The following is a 17,445-nucleotide window of genomic DNA, read 5'->3' on the forward strand; positions in this document are numbered from 1 at the left end:
TGTGCTGAGCTTGTCGAAGCGCCGTTCTTCTCTTTCGACGCTGCAGAAGCAAGAACGGCCCTTCGACAAGCTCAGGGCGAACGGAAATTTGAAGGCGGCGCTAAAACGCAAAGAGCCAGATGAAGAGGATATTGACCGCGAGCAGCGGGATCGCGGTGCCGATCTGCACCTTGATGACCCCATAGGGGTTTTTGAGCTCGAGCAGCGCGGCGGGGACAAGGTTGAAGTTCGCCGCCATCGGGGTCATCAGCGTGCCGCAGAAGCCCGCAAGCATGCCGATCGCGGCGACGACCGCGGGATTGCCATCATATTGCTTGATCAGCAGCGGCATGCCGACCGCAGCGATCATCACCGGAAAGGCGGCGAAGGCGTTGCCCATCACCATGGTAAAGAGCGCCATGCCGAGCCCGAAGGCGACGACGGCGCCGAACAGGCTGCCTTGCGGGATCGCGGCGCCGATAAGGTCGCCGACGACTTCGCCGACCCCGGCGAGCGCGAACACCGCGCCGAGGCTGGCGAGCATCTGCGGCAGGATCGCCGCCCAGCCGACCGCGTCGAGCAACCGCCGCCCCTGCTGCGCCGGGAGCAGGAGCGCGGGCCGCAGCCGCGCCATGCCGACGGCGAGCGCGATCAGCACGCCGATGCCGAGCGAGATCAGCGTCGCCTGCTTCGGATCGGCAAGCCCCGGCACCCATTTGAAGAGGAAGGTGCCGGCGAGCGCGACCGCCGGGATGATGAGCGCGACGACAACCAGGAAATTGCCGTATTTCGCCGCGCGTTCGGCCTGCACGCCTGCCGCCACCTCGCCGCCCGGCGCGCGGCCGATCTGGCCCGTCCCGGCGATCGCGACGAGTGCGAGCACGAGCAGCCCGTTGCCGAAATCGCCGAGCCGGTCGCCCGCGAGCATCGACAGTGCGAGCAGCCCCCAGAAGGCGGCGTTGCCGAAGCGTTTGGGATTGCTGCGATCGCCAAGGCCGAGCGCGGCGAAGATCGCGAAGGTCAGTCCGGCGAGGACATAGACGAAACCGAGCGTGATCATGCGCCGGTCCCTTGCCCCGGCGCGCGCAGCATCCGCTTTTCGAGCAGCCGCAGCCGGACACCGTGGATCAGGAAGGCCGCGATCGCGGTCGGGATCGCCCAGACCGAGAAATGCAGCGGTTCGATGACATAACCATAGCCTTCGAGCAGCCCCTTCATCAGCAGGATCGACCCGATGGCGAGGAAGATATCTTCGCCGAAAAACAGCCCGACATTGTCGGTCGCGGCCGCATAGGCCCGGATTTCGTCGCGCTGCGCATCGCTCAACGCGACGCCCTGCGCCTCCGCGGCGGCTTCCGCCATCGGCGCGACGAGCGGACGCACCGTCTGCGGATGCCCCGCAACTGACGTCAGCCCGACCGCCGACATCGCCTGGCGCAGCAGCAGATAGGAGGCGAGCAGCCGGGCGAGCGTCGCGCCCTTGATCCGCCCGATCAGCGAACGCGCATGCTGCTGAAGCCCATAGGCTTCGAGCAGGCCGATGACGGGGAGCACGATCCAGACGATGCTGACATAGCGTGTGTCGTTAAAGGCCTTGCCGAAGGCGGCGATGATCGCGGTGACGTCAAGTCCGGCGGCCAGACCCGTCGCGAGCGCCGACGCCATGATGACGAGCAGCGGATTGAAGCGGAGCAGGAAGCCCGCGATGATGATCGCAATGCCGATCAGGACAAGCATCTAATCCCCCTCCGCTTCGCCATAACCGCCACCGCCGGGGGTTTCGATGACGAAGGTGTCGCCCGCGCCCAAGTCCGCGCTGGCGGTCGCGCCCAGTTCTTCGGTCGTCCCGTCGGCGCGCTCGATCCAGTTGCGGCCCGGTGCGCCGTCGGCGCCGCCCGCAAGGCCGCTGGGCGCGATCCGGCGACGATTAGCGAGAATGTTCGCAGCCATCGGTTCGCGGAACCGGATGCGGCGCGTCGCGCCGTCGCCGCCGCGCCAGCGGCCGACGCCGCCCGATCCTTTGCGGATCGAGAATTCCTCGACGATCACGGGGAAGCGCGCCTCCATCACTTCGGGATCGGTCATCCGGCTGTTGGTCATGTGCGTCTGGATCACCGCAGTGCCGTCGAAGCCGGGGCCCGCGCCCGATCCGCCGGCGATCGTTTCATAATATTGGTAGGCATCGTTGCCGAAGGTGAAATTGTTCATCGTCCCCTGCGCGCCCGCCATAGCACCGAAGGCGGCAAACAGCGCGTCGGTGATGACCTGGCTTGTTTCGACATTGCCCGCGACCACCGCCGCCGGATAGCGCGGCGAGAGCATCGAATCGTCGGGAACGATCAGCGTCACCGGCGCCAGGCAGCCCTCGTTCATCGGGATCGGGTCGTCGAGCATCGTGCGCAGCACATAGAGCACCGCAGCGCGCACGACCGGCAGCGGCGCGTTGAAATTATCGGGGAGCGTCGCCGACGAGCCGGTAAAGTCGATGGTGACGTGGCGTGCCGCGCGATCGACCGTCACGGCCACGACGACTTCGGCGCCATTGTCCATCGCATAGCGGAAATGACCATCGCCCAGCCGCGCGACGAGCTGACGCACCGCTGCCTCCGCCTGACGCTGACCATGTGCCATATAGGCGGCGACGGTCGCGCCGCCGTGCGCGGCGGCGAGGTCGGCAAGGCCGCTGGCGCCGCGCTGGCAAGCAGCGACCTGCGCCTTCAGATCGGCGATGTTGAGCGCCGGATTGCGCGCCGGCAGGTCGCCTGCAGTCAGATGCTCCCGCACGGCGGCGTCGCGGAAATGGCCGTCATCGACGATCAGCATATTGTCGAAGATGATGCCTTCTTCCTCGATATTGCGGCTGCCCGGCGGCATCGATCCGGGCGCGACCCCGCCGAGATCGGCGTGATGGCCCCGCGCCGCGACGAAAAAGGCGGGGGCATCGGCTTCGCTATCGACGAACACCGGCATGATTACGGTGATGTCGGGCAGATGGGTGCCGCCGTCATAGGGAGCGTTGAGCGCATAGGCGTCGCCGCGCCGGATGCCGCGCCCGTCGCGCGGACGCCCCTCCGGGCCGGGTCCGCGCTGGCGCAGGATGGTCCGCACGCTTTCGCCCATCGACCCCAGATGCACCGGCATGTGCGGCGCATTGGCGACGAGCCGCCCTTCGCCATCGAAAAGCGCGCAGGAGAAATCGAGCCGCTCGCGAATATTGATCGACGAAGCGCTGTGCTGAAGCGCGCCGCCCATTTCCTCGGCAATCGCCATGAACAGGCTGTTGAAGATTTCGAGGCGGACGGGATCGGGTGCGGCCGGATCGTCACTATCGCCTTGCGATGGCGAGGCGACGGGACGGATCGCCGATGGATTTGCGAGCCTCAGCGTCCCCTCGGGCTCGACCGTTGCGGTCCAGCCGGGTTCGACGACGGTCGTCGACAGCGGATCGACGATGATCGCGGGACCGGCGATGCGGCGGCCGGGGGCAAGCGCGCTGCGCTGATGGAGCGGGACGGCGCAGGGTCCACCCGCGAGCCAGGCGGTGACGGTTTCTGCCTCCACCTCGGCCTCTGGCGCGGGTGCCGGCAGGGCCGCGGGCGCGTCGCCCGCTTCGGTCAGTTCGACACGGATGCGATCGACGACCAGATCGTCGTGCGGCGCATAGCCGAAGCGCGCGCGGAAGGCATCGACAAAGGCGGCACGCACCGCTGCGGGGTTTCCGGTCGGCAGCTCGATCGCATTGTCGCTGTCGGCAAGACGCACGAACAGCAGGGTTTCGTGCGTGACCGGTACGTCGGGTGCCAGATCGCCGCGCGCCTGGGCGCAAAGTTCGGCCTCCGCGCGGTGCAGCGGTTCGACGCAGCCCGCGCCGAGCGGCAGCGCGAGCGTACGCTCACGGATCGCCGACGGCCGCGCGAGGCCCATGCCATAGGCCGACAGCACCCCGGCAAGCGGATGGAGCAGGATCCGGTCGATCCCCAATGCGTCGGCCACGAGGCACACATGCTGCCCCGCGGCGCCCCCGAAGCCGACGAGATGATAGCCCTGCGTCACATCATGCCCGCGCGCGATGGTGATGCGTTTGATCGCATTCGCCATCTGCTGAACCGCGATTGCGAGCAACCCCTCGGCAAGCGCCTCGGGCGTGATGTCGCCGACTTCGGCCGCCATGGCGGCAAATTTTTCGGCGACGATGGCGCGGTCGAGCGACTGGTCGCCCGCCGGACCGAAGAGCCTGGGGAAATGTTCGGGCTGAATCTTGCCGAGCAGCACGTTGCAGTCGGTGACGGTCAGCGGCCCGCCGCGGCCATAGGCGGCGGGGCCGGGATTGGCGCCCGCGCTTTCGGGTCCGACGAGCAGGCGCGCACCGTCCCAGCGGCAGATCGAACCGCCCCCGGCGGCGACGGTGTGGATACGCAGCATCGGCGCCCGGATGCGCGTGCCCGCGACGATGCTTTCGTTATCGCGTTCGAGCCGCCCGGCATAATGGCTGACGTCGGTCGAGGTGCCGCCCATGTCGAAGCCGATGAGGCGATCCTTGCCCAGCGGCGCGGCGCTGCCGACCATGCCGACGATGCCGCCCGCGGGGCCCGAAAGAATCGCATCGCGGCCGTGGAACGCCGCGGCCGACGCGAGCCCGCCCGAGCTTTTCATGAACTGCGGACGGCTATCGTCGCCAAGTTGGGCGCAGAACTGGCCGACATAGTGGCGCAGCACCGGCGACAGATAGGCGTCGGCAAGCGTCGTGTCGCCGCGCCCGACCAGCTTGATCAGCGCGCTGACTTCATGGCTGACCGAAATCTGCGCGAAGCCGAGTTCGGCGGCGATCTCTGCCAGGCGCCGTTCGTGCGCGGGGTAGCGATAGCCATGCATCAATATGATCGCGATGCTGTCGATGCCGTCCGCGCGCGCCTTTTGCAGCGCGGCGCGCGCGGCGTCTTCGTCGAGCGGGATCAGCAACTCGCCGTCGGGACCGACGCGCTCGGCAATTTCGGCAACTTGGGCGTGCGGCGGCGGCGTGCGGTCGAGCCGGCGCGCGAACAGGTCGGGACGATCCTGATAGCCGATGGTCAGCGCATCGCCGAAGCCGCGCGTGATCGCGAGCAGGGTCGGCGCGCCCTTGCGTTCGAGCAGCGCGTTGGTCGCAACGGTCGACCCCATGCGCACCGCGAGCGGCGGCAGCGCGCCTGTCCCGGCGCCGGTCAGGTCGCGGATCGCACCCACCGCCGCGTCGCCGGGACGCGCCGGGTCTTCGGAAAGATATTTGGCAGTGACGACCGCCCCCGCCGGCGAGCGCGCGACGACGTCGGTGAAGGTGCCGCCGCGATCGATCCAGATATGCCAGCGCGGATCAGGCGGCGGCGACACGATCGGGCCAGCGGATGACGATCGACAGGCCGTGATCGGCGGCAGCGCGGGTCCATTGCCCCTTGAGCTGGCGTTCGATCAGCGAGCGGATGAACTGGGTTCCGAAGCTTTCGCTTTCGATGTGCGGGGTTTCGGGGAGGCCGCTTTCGATCCACGACAGCTCGACATTGCCGCCATCGCGGCGCCAGCCGACCGCAAGATCGCCCTTCCCGCCGAGCGCGCCATATTTGACGCTGTTGGTCACCAGTTCGTGCACGGCAAGGGCAATAGCCTGCGCGCCCTCTTCGTCAAGCCGCACGTCCGGGCCTTCGACCGCGGCAAGCCGCTGTGCGTCCCAGCCCGCAATGTCGAGTTCGCGGCGGACGATGCGGCCTAGATCGACCGTATCGACCGCGCCGGTGACGAGCATCTGCTTCGAATCGGACAGCGCGCGCAGCCGCCCGTCGAACTTCGCCTCGAACGCCTCCAGACTGTCGACCTCGCGCAGCGTGATCCGCGCGAGCGCGCCGATGCGGGCGAAGGCGTTTTTCATGCGGTGCGCCATTTCGCCGATCATCAGCTCGCGATCCTCGGCATGACGCTCCTTCTCCTCCGCCAGTGCCTGCGCCACGCCGAGGCGGCGATGCTGCAGGCGGTGCAACTGCACCGCGAGCCAGGCGAGCGCGGCGCCGAACAACAGGATCGCGAGCGGACGGCCCAGCCGGTCGATGAAGCGGCCGTAGGACAGCCGCATCGTCCAGCGGCGATCGGCGACGCGCAGCGTCTCCTGATGCGCGTCCCAGCCGACCTTGCCATGACGGAAGACGAGCGGCGCCGACGGGCCTTCGCCGGCATAGACTTCGATCCCGTCGACCGTGTCGAGCTGGTTTCCCAGCACCGCGCGCATCAGATTCTCGATGCGGAACGGCGCGTAGACAAAGGCCTCGATCGGTTGCGCTGGCGAGGGCGGCGGCACCGCCGACGGCGCGGCGTCTGCAGCCACCGGCGGGTTGGCGTAGACAGGCACATAGATCAGGAAGCCCGGCTGCTTATGCTGCGCATTACGCTCCTGGATCAGTTCGACGATCCCGCTCGCTGCCGGCTGGCCGGTCTGCCAGGCGCGGCGCATCGCCTCGCGCCGGATCGGTTCGCTGTACATGTCGTAGCCGAGCGCCCCGCGGTTGCGATCATTGTCGGGTTCGACAAGGACGATGGGAAAGCCGATCGGCTCACTTGTCCGCGGCCAGACCTTGATCTCTCTGCCGTAATTTTCGCGCAGCTGCGCCTCGGCCGCGGCGGGGGTGTCCTGCTGGATCGCGACGGCGATGCCGACCCCCTGCATCCCCGGCGCGCGCACCTGCGGCCGCAGCGCCGCGAGGAAGGCGCGGACCCCCGGCCCGCTCGCCGCCGTGTCGGACTGATAGAGCGCGCGTACCCCTTCGAGCACCGCGAGCTGATCGCGCAGCCGGACGTTGACCTGCATCGCGACGCGGGTAGCCTGCTCATCCTCCTGCGCCTTGTTGTAAAAGAAACTGGCGACCGCCGCCGCGAGGGCCGCTGCCAGGATGCCGAGCCCGACGAAGCGGACCGAAAGGGCCATCAGCCGATCTGCCCAGAGCGAAGGGCGCATTACACATATCCTGATGATTGCTGCCGTAGCAGCGCCCCCCTCTGTCACAAATAGGAGCATGCCAAGCGACCGATAGCAAGCAGCATTTGTTGCGCATCGCTGTAATCATCGAACAGGTTGCAGCGAGCAACCGACCGCCTATGTTCGGACGGGAATCAGGAGGATGTCATGATGATAGTCTATGGGTCGATCGTATCGCCGTTCGTGCGCAAATTGCTCGCTTTTCTGGGTGAAAAGGGTCTTGATTTCGAGCTCAAGGGCGTGGGCATCGGCGATCCCGATCCCGGCTTTCGTGCCGCATCGCCGCTCGGCAAGATGCCGGCGATCGACGACAACGGCTTCCTGCTCGCCGATTCGAGTGCGATTATCCACTATCTCGAAGCGAAATATCCCGAACCGGCGCTGATCCCCGCCGACCCCGAAGCGCGCGGCCGCACCGTGTGGTGGGACGAGTTCGGCGACACCGTGTTCGCCGCCTGCGGCGGCAAGATGTTCTTCAACCGCATCGTCGCCCCCAAATTCCTGGGCCGTGAAGGCGATCTCGCCGCCGCCGCCGAAGCCGAAGCCGAGGAGCTGCCAAAATTGCTCGCCTATCTGGAAAGCGCGATCCCGGCGTCGGGTTATCTGGTCGGCGACCGGCTGACCCTCGCCGATCTGGCGGCAGTGTCACCGCTGGTCAATGTCCGTCACTGCGGCGTGACGATCGATGCCGCGACCTATCCCAAAATCGCCGCGTGGAGCGAGGCGATCCTGTCGCGCCCGAGCATGGCGCCATGGATCGCCAAGGAAGAGCGGATGATGGCCAAGGTGCTGGCGGGTTGACCCGGACCGGCGCGACGATCGCGGGCGCGCTGGCGCTGGCATCCGCGGCGGCCGCGCAACCGTCGATGCCGGTGGCGCGTGCCACCGACGCCGACCGGTTGCTCGTCGGCCTCGCGGACGAAGCGGCGGGCGAAGCGATCGTAACGCTGCGCCATGACGAAGCGAGCAACGCGCCGACGTGCAAGGCGGGAAGTGTGCGGGGCGGGCAGGCGATTGCCGATGCGTCCTGCACGCTCGCGCTCAAAAAGCTGGGCTGGGCAACGGCGGGCGTCGACCGCAACGGTAAACGGCAAGCGTTGCCGCGCCTACGCATAGCCTGGACCAAGCCCGACAAGGCGGGCGCGGACTCCGACGTCACCGACGAAGATGGTCTGACGCCAATCAGCCCCGAACGCTGGATCCTGCCTGCCGATTATCCCGGTACACGGGCGCAAGGCGCCAGCGAGTTCATACTGGATGTCGCACCTTCGGGCCGCCCGACCGCTTGCCACATCACAGAATCGGCCGGCAGCGACATCCTTGATCGCAAGACATGCGAGGTCCTGATGCGAAGCGGGCTGTTCCTGCCCGCCCTCGACGCGCAAGGAAAGCCGCGCCCCGCGCAGTTCCGATCGCGGCTGAGCTGGGCCATCGAATAGCGGCGGGTCGGCCAGCGAGACGCGGCGTGCGCCGCTTTCGTCATCCTATGCGCCATCCAGGAAGGCGAAGCGGCAAAGGAATTGCGCTCGGCCAAATTCTGCCCTGAAACCCCTTGCATTTGCGAATCAGTCGCACTAGCGGCCTGTTCAACAGGAGTTGAGAATGATTCGCAAAATTGTCGCCGCGGCACTTGCCTGCACCGCGCTTTCCTCCCCCGTGCTCGCGCAGACCGCAGCGCTCGACACGAACGCCGAGGACAATATCGTCGTCACCGCAGCGCGCACGATCCTGCCGCCCAACGCCCTACCACTGACGGTCGACGTCATCGGCAAGGACGCGCTCGACCGGCAATTGCAGATTTCGGGGTCGGTCACCGACGCGGTCGCGACGCTGACCCCCAGCTTTTCGCCGACGCGGCAGAAATTGTCGGGCGCGGGCGAGACGCTGCGCGGGCGATCGCCGCTCTATGCGATCAACGGTATTCCGCAATCGACCCCGCTACGCGACGGCAGCCGCGACGGCTTCACCATCGACGGCTTCTTCATCGACCGGGTCGAGGTCATTTACGGTTCGAACGCGCTGCAGGGGATCGGCGGCACCGGCGGTATCGTCAATCAGGTGACGGTCGGTGCGCCGAAGACCGAAGGCGTCAGCGGCCGACTGCTGCTGCAGGGCACCGCCGACGACGAATTTTCCAAAGCCGGCATGGGCGGCAAGGCGGCGGGGCTGGTCCAGTATCGGGCCGGACGCTTCGACGCGTCGGTTGGCGCCGCCTATGAAGTGCGCGGCATCTTTCGCGACGGCGAAGGCCGCCCGGTCGGGATCAATCTGACGCAGGGCGAGACGCAGGATTCCAAGACGCTCTCGCTGTTCGGGCGCTTTGGCTACGAGATCACCGATACGATGCGGCTCGACCTGATCGCCAGCCGTTACGAACTGAAAGGCGATGGTGATTATGTCGCGGTGGCGGGCAATCGCGCGACCGGTCTACCGACTAGCGCCGCGCGCGGCACCCCGCCCGGCGATCCCGCCGCGAGCCGCACCGAAAGCCTGGCGTTGTCCTTGACCGACAGCAATCTTGGCGGCGGGAATTTCGTCGGCCAGATTTTCTGGAACCGCACTCGCGACACCTTCGGCGGCGAACCCAATCCGATCGCGACCTTCCAGGACGTCCAGATCGCGCCGGTCGGGACGCTGTTCGATCAATCGCAGAACCGCAGCCGCAAATATGGCGCCAAGCTCAGCTATGAGCGTGCAGTGCCCGGTTTCGAGGCACTGACGCTGATCGCCGGTTTCGACGCGCTGTGGGATTCGACCGAACAGCGGCTGATCGCCACCGACCGCGTCTGGGTGCCGCCGACCGATTTCCGCAGCTTAGCGCCGTTCGGACAGGCCAATCTCAAATTGTTCGACGGCATCGTCCGCCTCGCCGGCGGCGCGCGCTACGAAAATGTGAAGATCAGCATCGACGATTATACGACGCTCGCGAGCGCCGGCCGCACCTTCGTCAAAGGCGGCAGCCCGAGTTTCGACGACGTGCTGCTGAACGGCGGGGTGATCGTCGAGCCCGTACCTGGCATCCGCGCCTATGCGAGCTATGCCGAAGGCTATACCGCCCCCGACGTCGGCCGCATTACCCGCGCGGTGAGCACGCCGGGGGTCGAGATCGACAATTTCCTCAACATCCGTCCGATCGTATCGAACAATCGCGAGATCGGCGTCGAGGTGAAGCGCGGTCCGCTCGATGCGAGTGCGACCTATTTCTGGTCGTCGAGCAAGGAGGGGCAATTGCTCGTCGCCCGGCCCGACGGCATTTTCGACGTGCTGCGCCAGCGCGTCGCGATCGAGGGGCTGGAGATCAATCTGGCGGTCAAGCTGCCGATTGACGGCCTGACCGTCTCGGCAGGCTACGCCCATCTCGACGGCAAATATGATGCCGACGGCGACGACATCGTCGAAACCGACCTCGACGGTGCGAATATCTCGCCCGACCGGCTGAACCTAGCCGCCAGCTACGTCAAGGGGCCGCTGTCGGCGCGCGTCCAGACGCAAATCTATCTTGCGCGCAGTTTCACCGGCCCGATGCGCGACCCGCGCAACGATTTCGAGGGCTATAATCTGACCGACGCCTTCCTGCGCTACCAGACGCGGATCGGCGGCATCAGCCTGGCGGTGCAGAATCTGTTCGACCGGCAATATATCGCCTATGCGAGCGACACCCAGCGGCCGACCGATAATTTCTTCAACTTCGCCGGCCGCGGTCGCACCTTCACCCTCGGTTGGGATTATCGCTTCTGATGCAGTTGCTCGACACGCTGCACCGCTGGACCGGCGGGCTGATCGGGCTGGTGCTCGGCCTTCTGGGCCTCACCGGCGCGATCCTCGTCCACAAGGATGCGTGGATCGGGCTGCCGCATAGCGGCGATCCGCTGCGCAGCGACCTTGGCAGCGTGACGCGGGCGACCGAGGCGATCATGGCGCAGCCGGGCGCGCAGGGCATCATCTATGCCCGCGACGGCTTTGGCCTCCACCAGACCCGCTTCGGCGAAGGCGCCGGTGCCTATGCCGACCAGACGGGGCAGATCGTCACCCGCTGGGCCAGCCAGTGGGAGCGGCCCGAGCTGTGGATCTTCGATTTCCATCACCATCTCTTCGCGGGCGACAGCGGCGAGTGGGTGATCGGCATCGCGGGCCTGTGCGGGCTGTTCTTCATCGTGTCGGGCGTCATCCTGTGGTGGCGGACGCGCCGGACCTTCCGCCTGCGCCTGTGGCCCAAGCGAATGAGCCGGCCGGCGATCGTCACGCATCACCGCGACCTGGGAATCGTGATGGCACCGCTGTTGCTGCTCTCGGTCGTCACCGGGACGATGATGATCTTTCGCCCCTTCGCAATGGCGGTCGTCGCGCCCTTCGGTTCGATTGCCGCGGCGGAGAAGTCGATGGCACCGCCCAAATATAAGGGCGGCCCGCTGGCTGCGAAGCCCGACTATGCGGCGATGCTCGCCGAAGCGCGCCGCCGCTTTCCCGACGGCGAGTTCCGTATCCTCAGCCTGCCGCGCAAGGCGGGCGACCCGATTTCGCTGCGGATGCGCCGGCAGGCCGAATGGCTTCCTAACGGCCGGTCGACGCTGTGGTTCGATGCGCAGACGGGCCGGCTGCTGGGTGCGCGCGACGCGCTCGCCATGGCGCCCGCCGCACAGGCGTTCAACAAGGCCTATCCGCTGCACGCCGCCAAGGTCGGCGGGCTCGGCTATCGCATCGTCATGACCCTGTCGGGGCTGACGATGGCGATGCTCGGCAGCTTTGCGGTGTGGACCTTCTGGTTCCGGCGGCCGAAGCCCGCCCGCGCCCGTCCGCGCCGCATCGCCGCCGCCTGATCTCCCTATCCGCCAGCGAAATCGCACCGCGCGGTGCCTGTCTCAATAGTTAGTCATTGACCTAAGTATTGGGCCGAGCTAAGAGGGCGGGCGAAAGGAATGCGCCATGTCGACCATCCGGCCCGACGCCCCGATTGCGCCCGAACCGGCGATGATCGACGGTATCTTCCGCGCCCTCGCCGACCCGACACGGCGGCAGGTTCTCGAACGGCTGGGCGAACGACCGGCGTCGGTCAGCGAACTTGCGGCGCACCACCCGATGGCGCTCCCCTCCTTTCTCGCGCACCTCAAGGTGCTCGAAGGCTGCGGCCTCGTCCATTCGCGCAAGCATGGCCGGGTCCGCACCTACAGCCTTGCCCCCGACCGGCTGCGGCTGGCCGAGGACTGGCTAGCGACCCAGCGCCGCCTGTGGGAAGGCCGACTCGACCGCATGGATGCCTATCTGCTCTCGCTCAAAAACAAGAAGGAGACCCCCGAATGACCTTTCCGCTCAGCCCGGTCGATCCCGACCTCGACCTTGTCCTCGAACGCGTGATCGACGTGCCCGCCGACCTTGTGTGGAAGGTCTGGACCACGCCCGAGCATCTGGTGCACTGGTTCGTCCCCAAGCCCTGGACGGTCACCGCCTGCGAGATGGACCTGCGCCCCGGCGGCGTCTTCAGCACGACGATGCGCTCGCCCGAGGGTGAGGAGTTTCCGAACAGCGGCTGCTATCTGGAGGTCGTGCCGGGCGAACGGCTGATCTTCACCGACACGCTGCTCCCCGGCTTCCGCCCCGCGCCCGCGCCCTTCTTCACCGCCGGCCTGTTCCTGACGCCGCAGGGCAACAGCACGCTCTATCGCGCGGTCGCGGTCCACGGCGACAGTGCCGCGCGCCAGAAGCATGAGGAAATGGGCTTCCACGACGGCTGGGGAACCGTGGTCGGCCAGATGGTCGACTATATCAAGGCGATGTGATCCGCCGACGCAGGTCGGCAACGGACATTGGGCATCGGCTCGGCGAGGCATAGCGCGCTTTCCTATTTTCGCCGCGCTCCTATATCGTCATCGCTTCCATGACCCGTGCCCGCGTCCTCCTTCTGACCGCCGCCCTCGGCCCGCTCGACTATCGCGTCCCGCACGGCAGCGACGCGCCGCTCGGCAGCGTCGTCGTCGCGCCGCTCGGCCCGCGGCGGCTGGGCGGCGTGGTGTGGGAGGATGAAAGCTTCGGCGCCCCCGAACCCGTCGGCGACAACCGCCTGCGCAATTTGTTCGAAGTCGTGCCGGTGCCGCCGATCCGCGCCCCGCTGCGCCGCCTCGTCGAATGGACCAGCGACTATTATCTCGCACCCCCGGGATCGGTGCTGCGCATGGTTCTGCCCGGCGCCGCCTTTGCCGACGCGCGGCGCCCCATCGTCGAATATCGTGCGACGGGCGAACGACCGGCGCGGATGACGCCGCAACGCACCGTTGCGCTCGAAAAGATCGGCGCGCGGCAGGGCATTGTGCGTGAACTCGCGGCGCTGGGCGAAGTCAGCGAGGCGGTGATCCGTGGCCTCGTCCAGACGGGCGCACTCGAGGCGGTGAGCGTGTCGGCCGATCAGCCCTACCCGGAGCCCGACTCTGCCTTCGCGCCGCCCGACCTCTCGTCCGAGCAGGCGGCGGCCGCCGGGCAATTGCGCGACGCCGTCGCCGCCCGCGGGTTCGAGACGCTGCTGCTCGACGGCGTAACCGGATCGGGCAAGACCGAAGTCTATATGGAGGCGATTGCCGCCGCCATCGACGCGGGCAGGCAGGCGTTGGTCCTGCTCCCGGAAATCGCACTCACCGAACCGATGCTGACGCGTTTCGCGGCGCGTTTCGGCTGCGAGCCGGTGGCGTGGCACAGCGGGCTGCGGTCGGTCGAGCGGCGGCGCGCCTGGCACGCGATCGCAAGCGGCGAGGCGAAGATCGTCGTCGGCGCACGGTCGGCACTGTTCCTGCCCTATGCCAATCTGGGCGTCATCGTCGTCGACGAGGCGCATGAAACCAGCTTCAAGCAAGAGGATGGCGTCCATTATCACGCGCGCGACGTTGCAGTGATGCGCGGCCATTTCGAGGCGCTGCCGGTGATTCTTGCGAGCGCGACTCCGGCGCTCGAAAGCCTCGCGCAGGTCGAGGCCGGGCGCTATCGCCATATCGTGCTCCCCGCGCGCTTTGGCGGCGCGACGCTGCCTGATCTTGCCGCGATCGACATGCGGCAGGATCCGCCCGATCGCGGCCGCTGGCTCGCCCCGCCGCTCGTCGAGGCGCTCGCAGACCGGTTGCAAAAGGGCGAGCAGAGCCTGCTGTTCCTCAACCGCCGCGGCTTTGCGCCGCTGACGCTGTGCCGTACCTGCGGCCACCGCATCCAGTGCCCGAACTGCACCGCGTGGATGGTCGAACACCGGCTCGTCCACCGCCTCGCCTGCCACCATTGCGGTCATGTGATGCCGCCGCCGCGCCTCTGCCCCGAATGCGAAGACGAGGACAGCCTCGTCGCATGCGGCCCCGGCGTCGAGCGCGTCGCCGACGAGGTGAGCTTACGCTTTCCCGAGGCGCGCACCGCGATCGTCACCAGCGACACCCTATGGTCGCCCGCGAAGGCGGCCGAGTTCGTCGAGGCGGTCGAGGATGGACTCGTCGACATCATCATCGGCACCCAGCTCGTCACCAAGGGCTATCATTTCCCCAATCTCACGCTCGTCGGGGTGGTCGACGCCGACCTCGGCCTCGACGGCGGCGATCTGCGCGCCGCGGAGCGGACCTTCCAGCAGATCGCACAGGTCGCGGGACGCGCGGGGCGCGGCGTGAAGCCCGGCGAGGTGCTGATCCAGACGCGCGTACCCGACGCCCCCGTCATGGCGGCGCTCGTCGCCAACGACCGCGAAGGCTTTTATGCCGCCGAAGCGGCGGCGCGCAAATTCGCCGGGGCGCCACCCTATGGCCGCTTCGCCGCGCTCGTCATTTCGTCGGAAGATATCGAGGTCGCGCGCGGCGTCGCGCAGCGGCTGGGCGAAAAGGCGCCCGTCGCCGACGGCCTCGCCATCTATGGCCCCGCGCCCGCGCCGCTCGCGATGCTGCGCGGCCGCCACCGCTTCCGCCTCCTCCTCCACGCGCCGCGCAGCTTCGACCTGCAGGGCGCGATCCGCGACTGGATCGGCCGCATCGACTGGCCGACCAAGGTGCGGCTGGCGATCGACGTCGACCCCTATAGTTTCGTCTGAGGCGAATCGGCATTTACGGGGCCGACATTGGGGCTAAACCTCGGTCATGTCCCGCTCGACCCTGCGCCTTGCGCTCGTCCTCGCCACCGGCCTCGTTGCCGTCGGTGCCACGCCGCTTCTTGCCGAGCCGATCGCGGTTCCGGTCATCACGCCCAAAGATCTCGGCGATGATGACAGCGGGCGCCTGATCGTCTTTGCTCAAAAGGTCGAGCCCGGCACAAAACCCCAGGACGCGGTCGACACGTCGCCGTTCGAGCCGACCGGCACGGCGATCGCGGCGGTCGAGGTGAGCAGCCTCAAGCCGGGCCGGACCGCAATCGTCGGCACCGACGTCGATGCCTTTCCGGCCGCCTGGTCGACGCTGGCGCCGGGCAACTATCGCATCCAGGCGGTGTTCGACCGCAACCATGATTATAATTATGGCGGGCGCGGCGCGGGCGATCTGGTCTCACCCGTCGTCGAAGCCCGCCTGCCGGGGCCGGTGCCGACCTTGTCGCTCGACCGCGAGATCGCAGGGCAGGATTTCGCAGGCTGGCTTGCCGCACTATCGCCCGAGGCGCGGGCGGGTATCGAACCCGGGCTGACGTCGGTCGAGCCGCTTTCGGTGCACAGCACCGCCCTCTCGCGTTTCTGGGGACGCAATACCGCGATCGAGGGATGGGTCGCCTTGCCGCCGGGCTATGCCAGGGGCGGCGACACCTATCCCACCGTCTATTCGGACGGCGGTTTCGGCAGCACGAACGACAGCGCGCGGGCAAGCGCCGCGCGCACCGCCGCGATGATGGCGAAGGGCGACCTGCCCTCGATGATCTGGGTTTTCCTCGACCATCATATCGCGACCGGAACGCACGAATTTGCCGATTCGGCCAACAACGGCCCGTGGGGTACGGCGCTGACGACCGAGGCAATCCCCGCGCTGGAGGCGAAATATCGCATGGACGCCCTTCCGTCGGGCCGTTTCCTGACCGGACACAGTTCGGGCGGCTGGTCGACGCTCTGGTTGCAGGTCGCCTATCCCAAGCTGTTCGGCGGAAGCTGGCCGACCGCGCCCGACCCGAGCGACTTTCACGATTTCACGAATATCGACCTCTATGCGCCTGCCGCCAATGCCTATGCGGGCAGCGACGGCAAAGACCGGCCGCTCGTTCGCGACGACGGCAAGGTCGTCGCGACCTTTCGCCAGTTCGCCCAGCTCGAGGCGGTACTCGGTCCTTATGGCGGCCAGCTTGCAAGCTTCGACTGGGTCTTTTCGCCCAAATGCCCCGATGGACGTCCCTGCGCGATGTTCGATCGCGCGACCGGCAAGATCGACCCCGCCGTCGTCACCTATTGGCGCGATCATTATGACATCGCGCATATCATCGCGCGCGACTGGGCACGGCTCAAACCCGACCTCGACGGCAAGATTCATCTGACCGTCGGCACTGCGGACACTTTTTATCTCAACCAGTCAGCCGAGCGGCTGAAGGCCGTCCTCGACGGCCTGGGCGCCAAGGCGAGCTTCCGCTTCGTTCCCGGCCGCACCCACTTCGATCTCTACAAGGAAGGCGACGATCGCTGGGCGCTCACCAAGACGATGGCAAAGGAAATGTACGCCGTCGCGCGGCCCGCAACGGCCGCTCAATAATCGGGTTCGCCGCCGCCCAGCACCTGCTGCGCCTGACCGGTCAGCCACGCCATCGCCGCCGCCCACGGCTGATGCCCGTGGCTGATCCGCGCGACGCCGAGCGCCGCCAGTTCGGCATGGGTCGGCCCCGCCTTGGCGCGCAGGATATTGACCGGTAGCGGCGACGCCTCGCAGATCGCGCCGATGCAGCGCGGATCGCCAAGGAAGGGGACGAACAGCGACCCCGCACCGGCATCGGCATAGGCGCGGGCGCGCTCGAGCACGGCGGCGACGAGCCGGTCGCCGTCCTTCGCCGCATCGGCGCCGCGAAAGACATCGCAGCGGGCATTGACGAAAATGCCGGTATCGGCCGCGGCACGGTAGCGCGCCTGCGCCTCCGCGATCGGCAGCAGATCGTTCCGGCCGGGCATCCGGTCCTCCATATTGATCCCCGCCGCTCCCGCCGCCCTTGCCCGCGCGACCGAGACGCCGACGCTGGCAGGATCGGCGCCATAGCCCGATTCCATGTCGATCGTGACCGGCAGGTCGGTGACCGACAGGATGCGCGCGAGACTCTCGAAAACATCGACGAGCGGAAAATCCTCGCCATCGGCGCGCCCCTGCGCACCCGCCACGCCGTAACTTCCGGTTGCGATCGCTTTGGCACCTGCCGCGGCTACCGCCTTCGCGCTGCCGGCATCCCAGATATTGACCAGAATCAGCGGGTCGCCGGGAATGTGAAGAGCGCGGAAACGGGCAATGCTTTCGTCGGCAACGGTCATTGTGTCATCCTTTCGACAGGCTGTTGAAGCGGAACGGCGC

The 17,445-nt window shown here is 67.4% G+C and carries 13 protein-coding genes; 8 read left to right on the forward strand and 5 right to left on the reverse strand.

Going from position 1 to position 17,445, the window contains the following annotated elements; all coding sequences use genetic code 11:
• Positions 1-100: 100 nt before the first annotated feature.
• Genes EBMC1_RS08180 through EBMC1_RS08195 form a run of 4 tightly spaced genes read right to left on the reverse strand, consistent with a single transcriptional unit; the run spans position 101 to position 6,955 of the window.
• Positions 101-1,039, reverse strand: coding sequence for a DUF979 domain-containing protein (locus EBMC1_RS08180; RefSeq protein WP_003043337.1), 939 nt, complete (start codon positions 1,037-1,039; stop codon positions 101-103).
• The gene (locus EBMC1_RS08185; RefSeq protein ID WP_003043340.1) at positions 1,036-1,716 is read right to left on the reverse strand and encodes a DUF969 domain-containing protein; all 681 of its coding nucleotides are present in this window, start codon (positions 1,714-1,716) and stop codon (positions 1,036-1,038) included. The genes EBMC1_RS08180 and EBMC1_RS08185 overlap by 4 nt, the downstream gene beginning before the upstream one ends.
• The gene (locus EBMC1_RS08190; protein WP_003043343.1) at positions 1,717-5,346 is read right to left on the reverse strand and encodes a hydantoinase B/oxoprolinase family protein; all 3,630 of its coding nucleotides are present in this window, start codon (positions 5,344-5,346) and stop codon (positions 1,717-1,719) included.
• The gene (locus EBMC1_RS08195; protein ID WP_003043348.1) at positions 5,330-6,955 is read right to left on the reverse strand and encodes a CHASE domain-containing protein; all 1,626 of its coding nucleotides are present in this window, start codon (positions 6,953-6,955) and stop codon (positions 5,330-5,332) included. The genes EBMC1_RS08190 and EBMC1_RS08195 overlap by 17 nt, the downstream gene beginning before the upstream one ends.
• A 168-nt stretch (positions 6,956-7,123) precedes the next feature.
• Between EBMC1_RS08195 and EBMC1_RS08200 the strand changes: the two genes are divergently transcribed.
• The 8 genes from EBMC1_RS08200 to EBMC1_RS08235 all read left to right on the forward strand — a co-directional run bounded on the left by EBMC1_RS08200 (position 7,124) and on the right by EBMC1_RS08235 (position 16,644).
• Entirely contained in the window at positions 7,124-7,777 is a 654-nt protein-coding gene (locus tag EBMC1_RS08200) for a glutathione S-transferase family protein (RefSeq protein ID WP_003043351.1), read from the forward strand.
• Positions 7,774-8,415 carry an energy transducer TonB gene (locus EBMC1_RS17820; RefSeq protein WP_003043353.1) on the forward strand — a complete coding sequence of 214 codons (642 nt, stop codon included), beginning with the start codon at positions 7,774-7,776 and terminating at the stop codon, positions 8,413-8,415. Before EBMC1_RS08200 ends, EBMC1_RS17820 begins: the two co-directional genes overlap by 4 nt.
• 163 nt (positions 8,416-8,578) lie before the next feature.
• Entirely contained in the window at positions 8,579-10,714 is a 2,136-nt protein-coding gene (locus EBMC1_RS08210) for a TonB-dependent receptor (RefSeq protein ID WP_003043355.1), read from the forward strand.
• A complete protein-coding gene (locus EBMC1_RS08215) occupies positions 10,714-11,793 on the forward strand; it encodes a PepSY-associated TM helix domain-containing protein (RefSeq protein ID WP_003043357.1) in 1,080 nt (359 codons plus the stop codon). Before EBMC1_RS08210 ends, EBMC1_RS08215 begins: the two co-directional genes overlap by 1 nt.
• Positions 11,794-11,899: 106 nt before the next feature.
• Complete coding sequence (locus EBMC1_RS08220) at positions 11,900-12,274, forward strand: ArsR/SmtB family transcription factor (protein WP_003043361.1); 375 nt, start codon at positions 11,900-11,902, stop codon at positions 12,272-12,274.
• Complete coding sequence (locus EBMC1_RS08225) at positions 12,271-12,750, forward strand: SRPBCC family protein (protein ID WP_003043364.1); 480 nt, start codon at positions 12,271-12,273, stop codon at positions 12,748-12,750. Before EBMC1_RS08220 ends, EBMC1_RS08225 begins: the two co-directional genes overlap by 4 nt.
• 98 nt (positions 12,751-12,848) lie before the next feature.
• Positions 12,849-15,017 carry a primosomal protein N' gene (locus tag EBMC1_RS08230; protein ID WP_003043368.1) on the forward strand — a complete coding sequence of 723 codons (2,169 nt, stop codon included), beginning with the start codon at positions 12,849-12,851 and terminating at the stop codon, positions 15,015-15,017.
• Between the two features lie 46 nt (positions 15,018-15,063).
• Complete coding sequence (locus EBMC1_RS08235; protein WP_003043371.1) at positions 15,064-16,644, forward strand: alpha/beta hydrolase; 1,581 nt, start codon at positions 15,064-15,066, stop codon at positions 16,642-16,644.
• Here the strand turns inward: EBMC1_RS08235 and EBMC1_RS08240 are convergent.
• Positions 16,638-17,405: an isocitrate lyase/PEP mutase family protein gene (locus tag EBMC1_RS08240; protein ID WP_003043373.1), complete on the reverse strand. Its 768-nt coding sequence runs from the start codon at positions 17,403-17,405 to the stop codon at positions 16,638-16,640. The genes EBMC1_RS08235 and EBMC1_RS08240 overlap by 7 nt on opposite strands.
• Positions 17,406-17,445: the final 40 nt, after the last annotated feature.

It is taken from the genome of Sphingopyxis sp. MC1 (assembly GCF_000371385.1).
GTDB lineage: Bacteria > Pseudomonadota > Alphaproteobacteria > Sphingomonadales > Sphingomonadaceae > Sphingopyxis > Sphingopyxis terrae.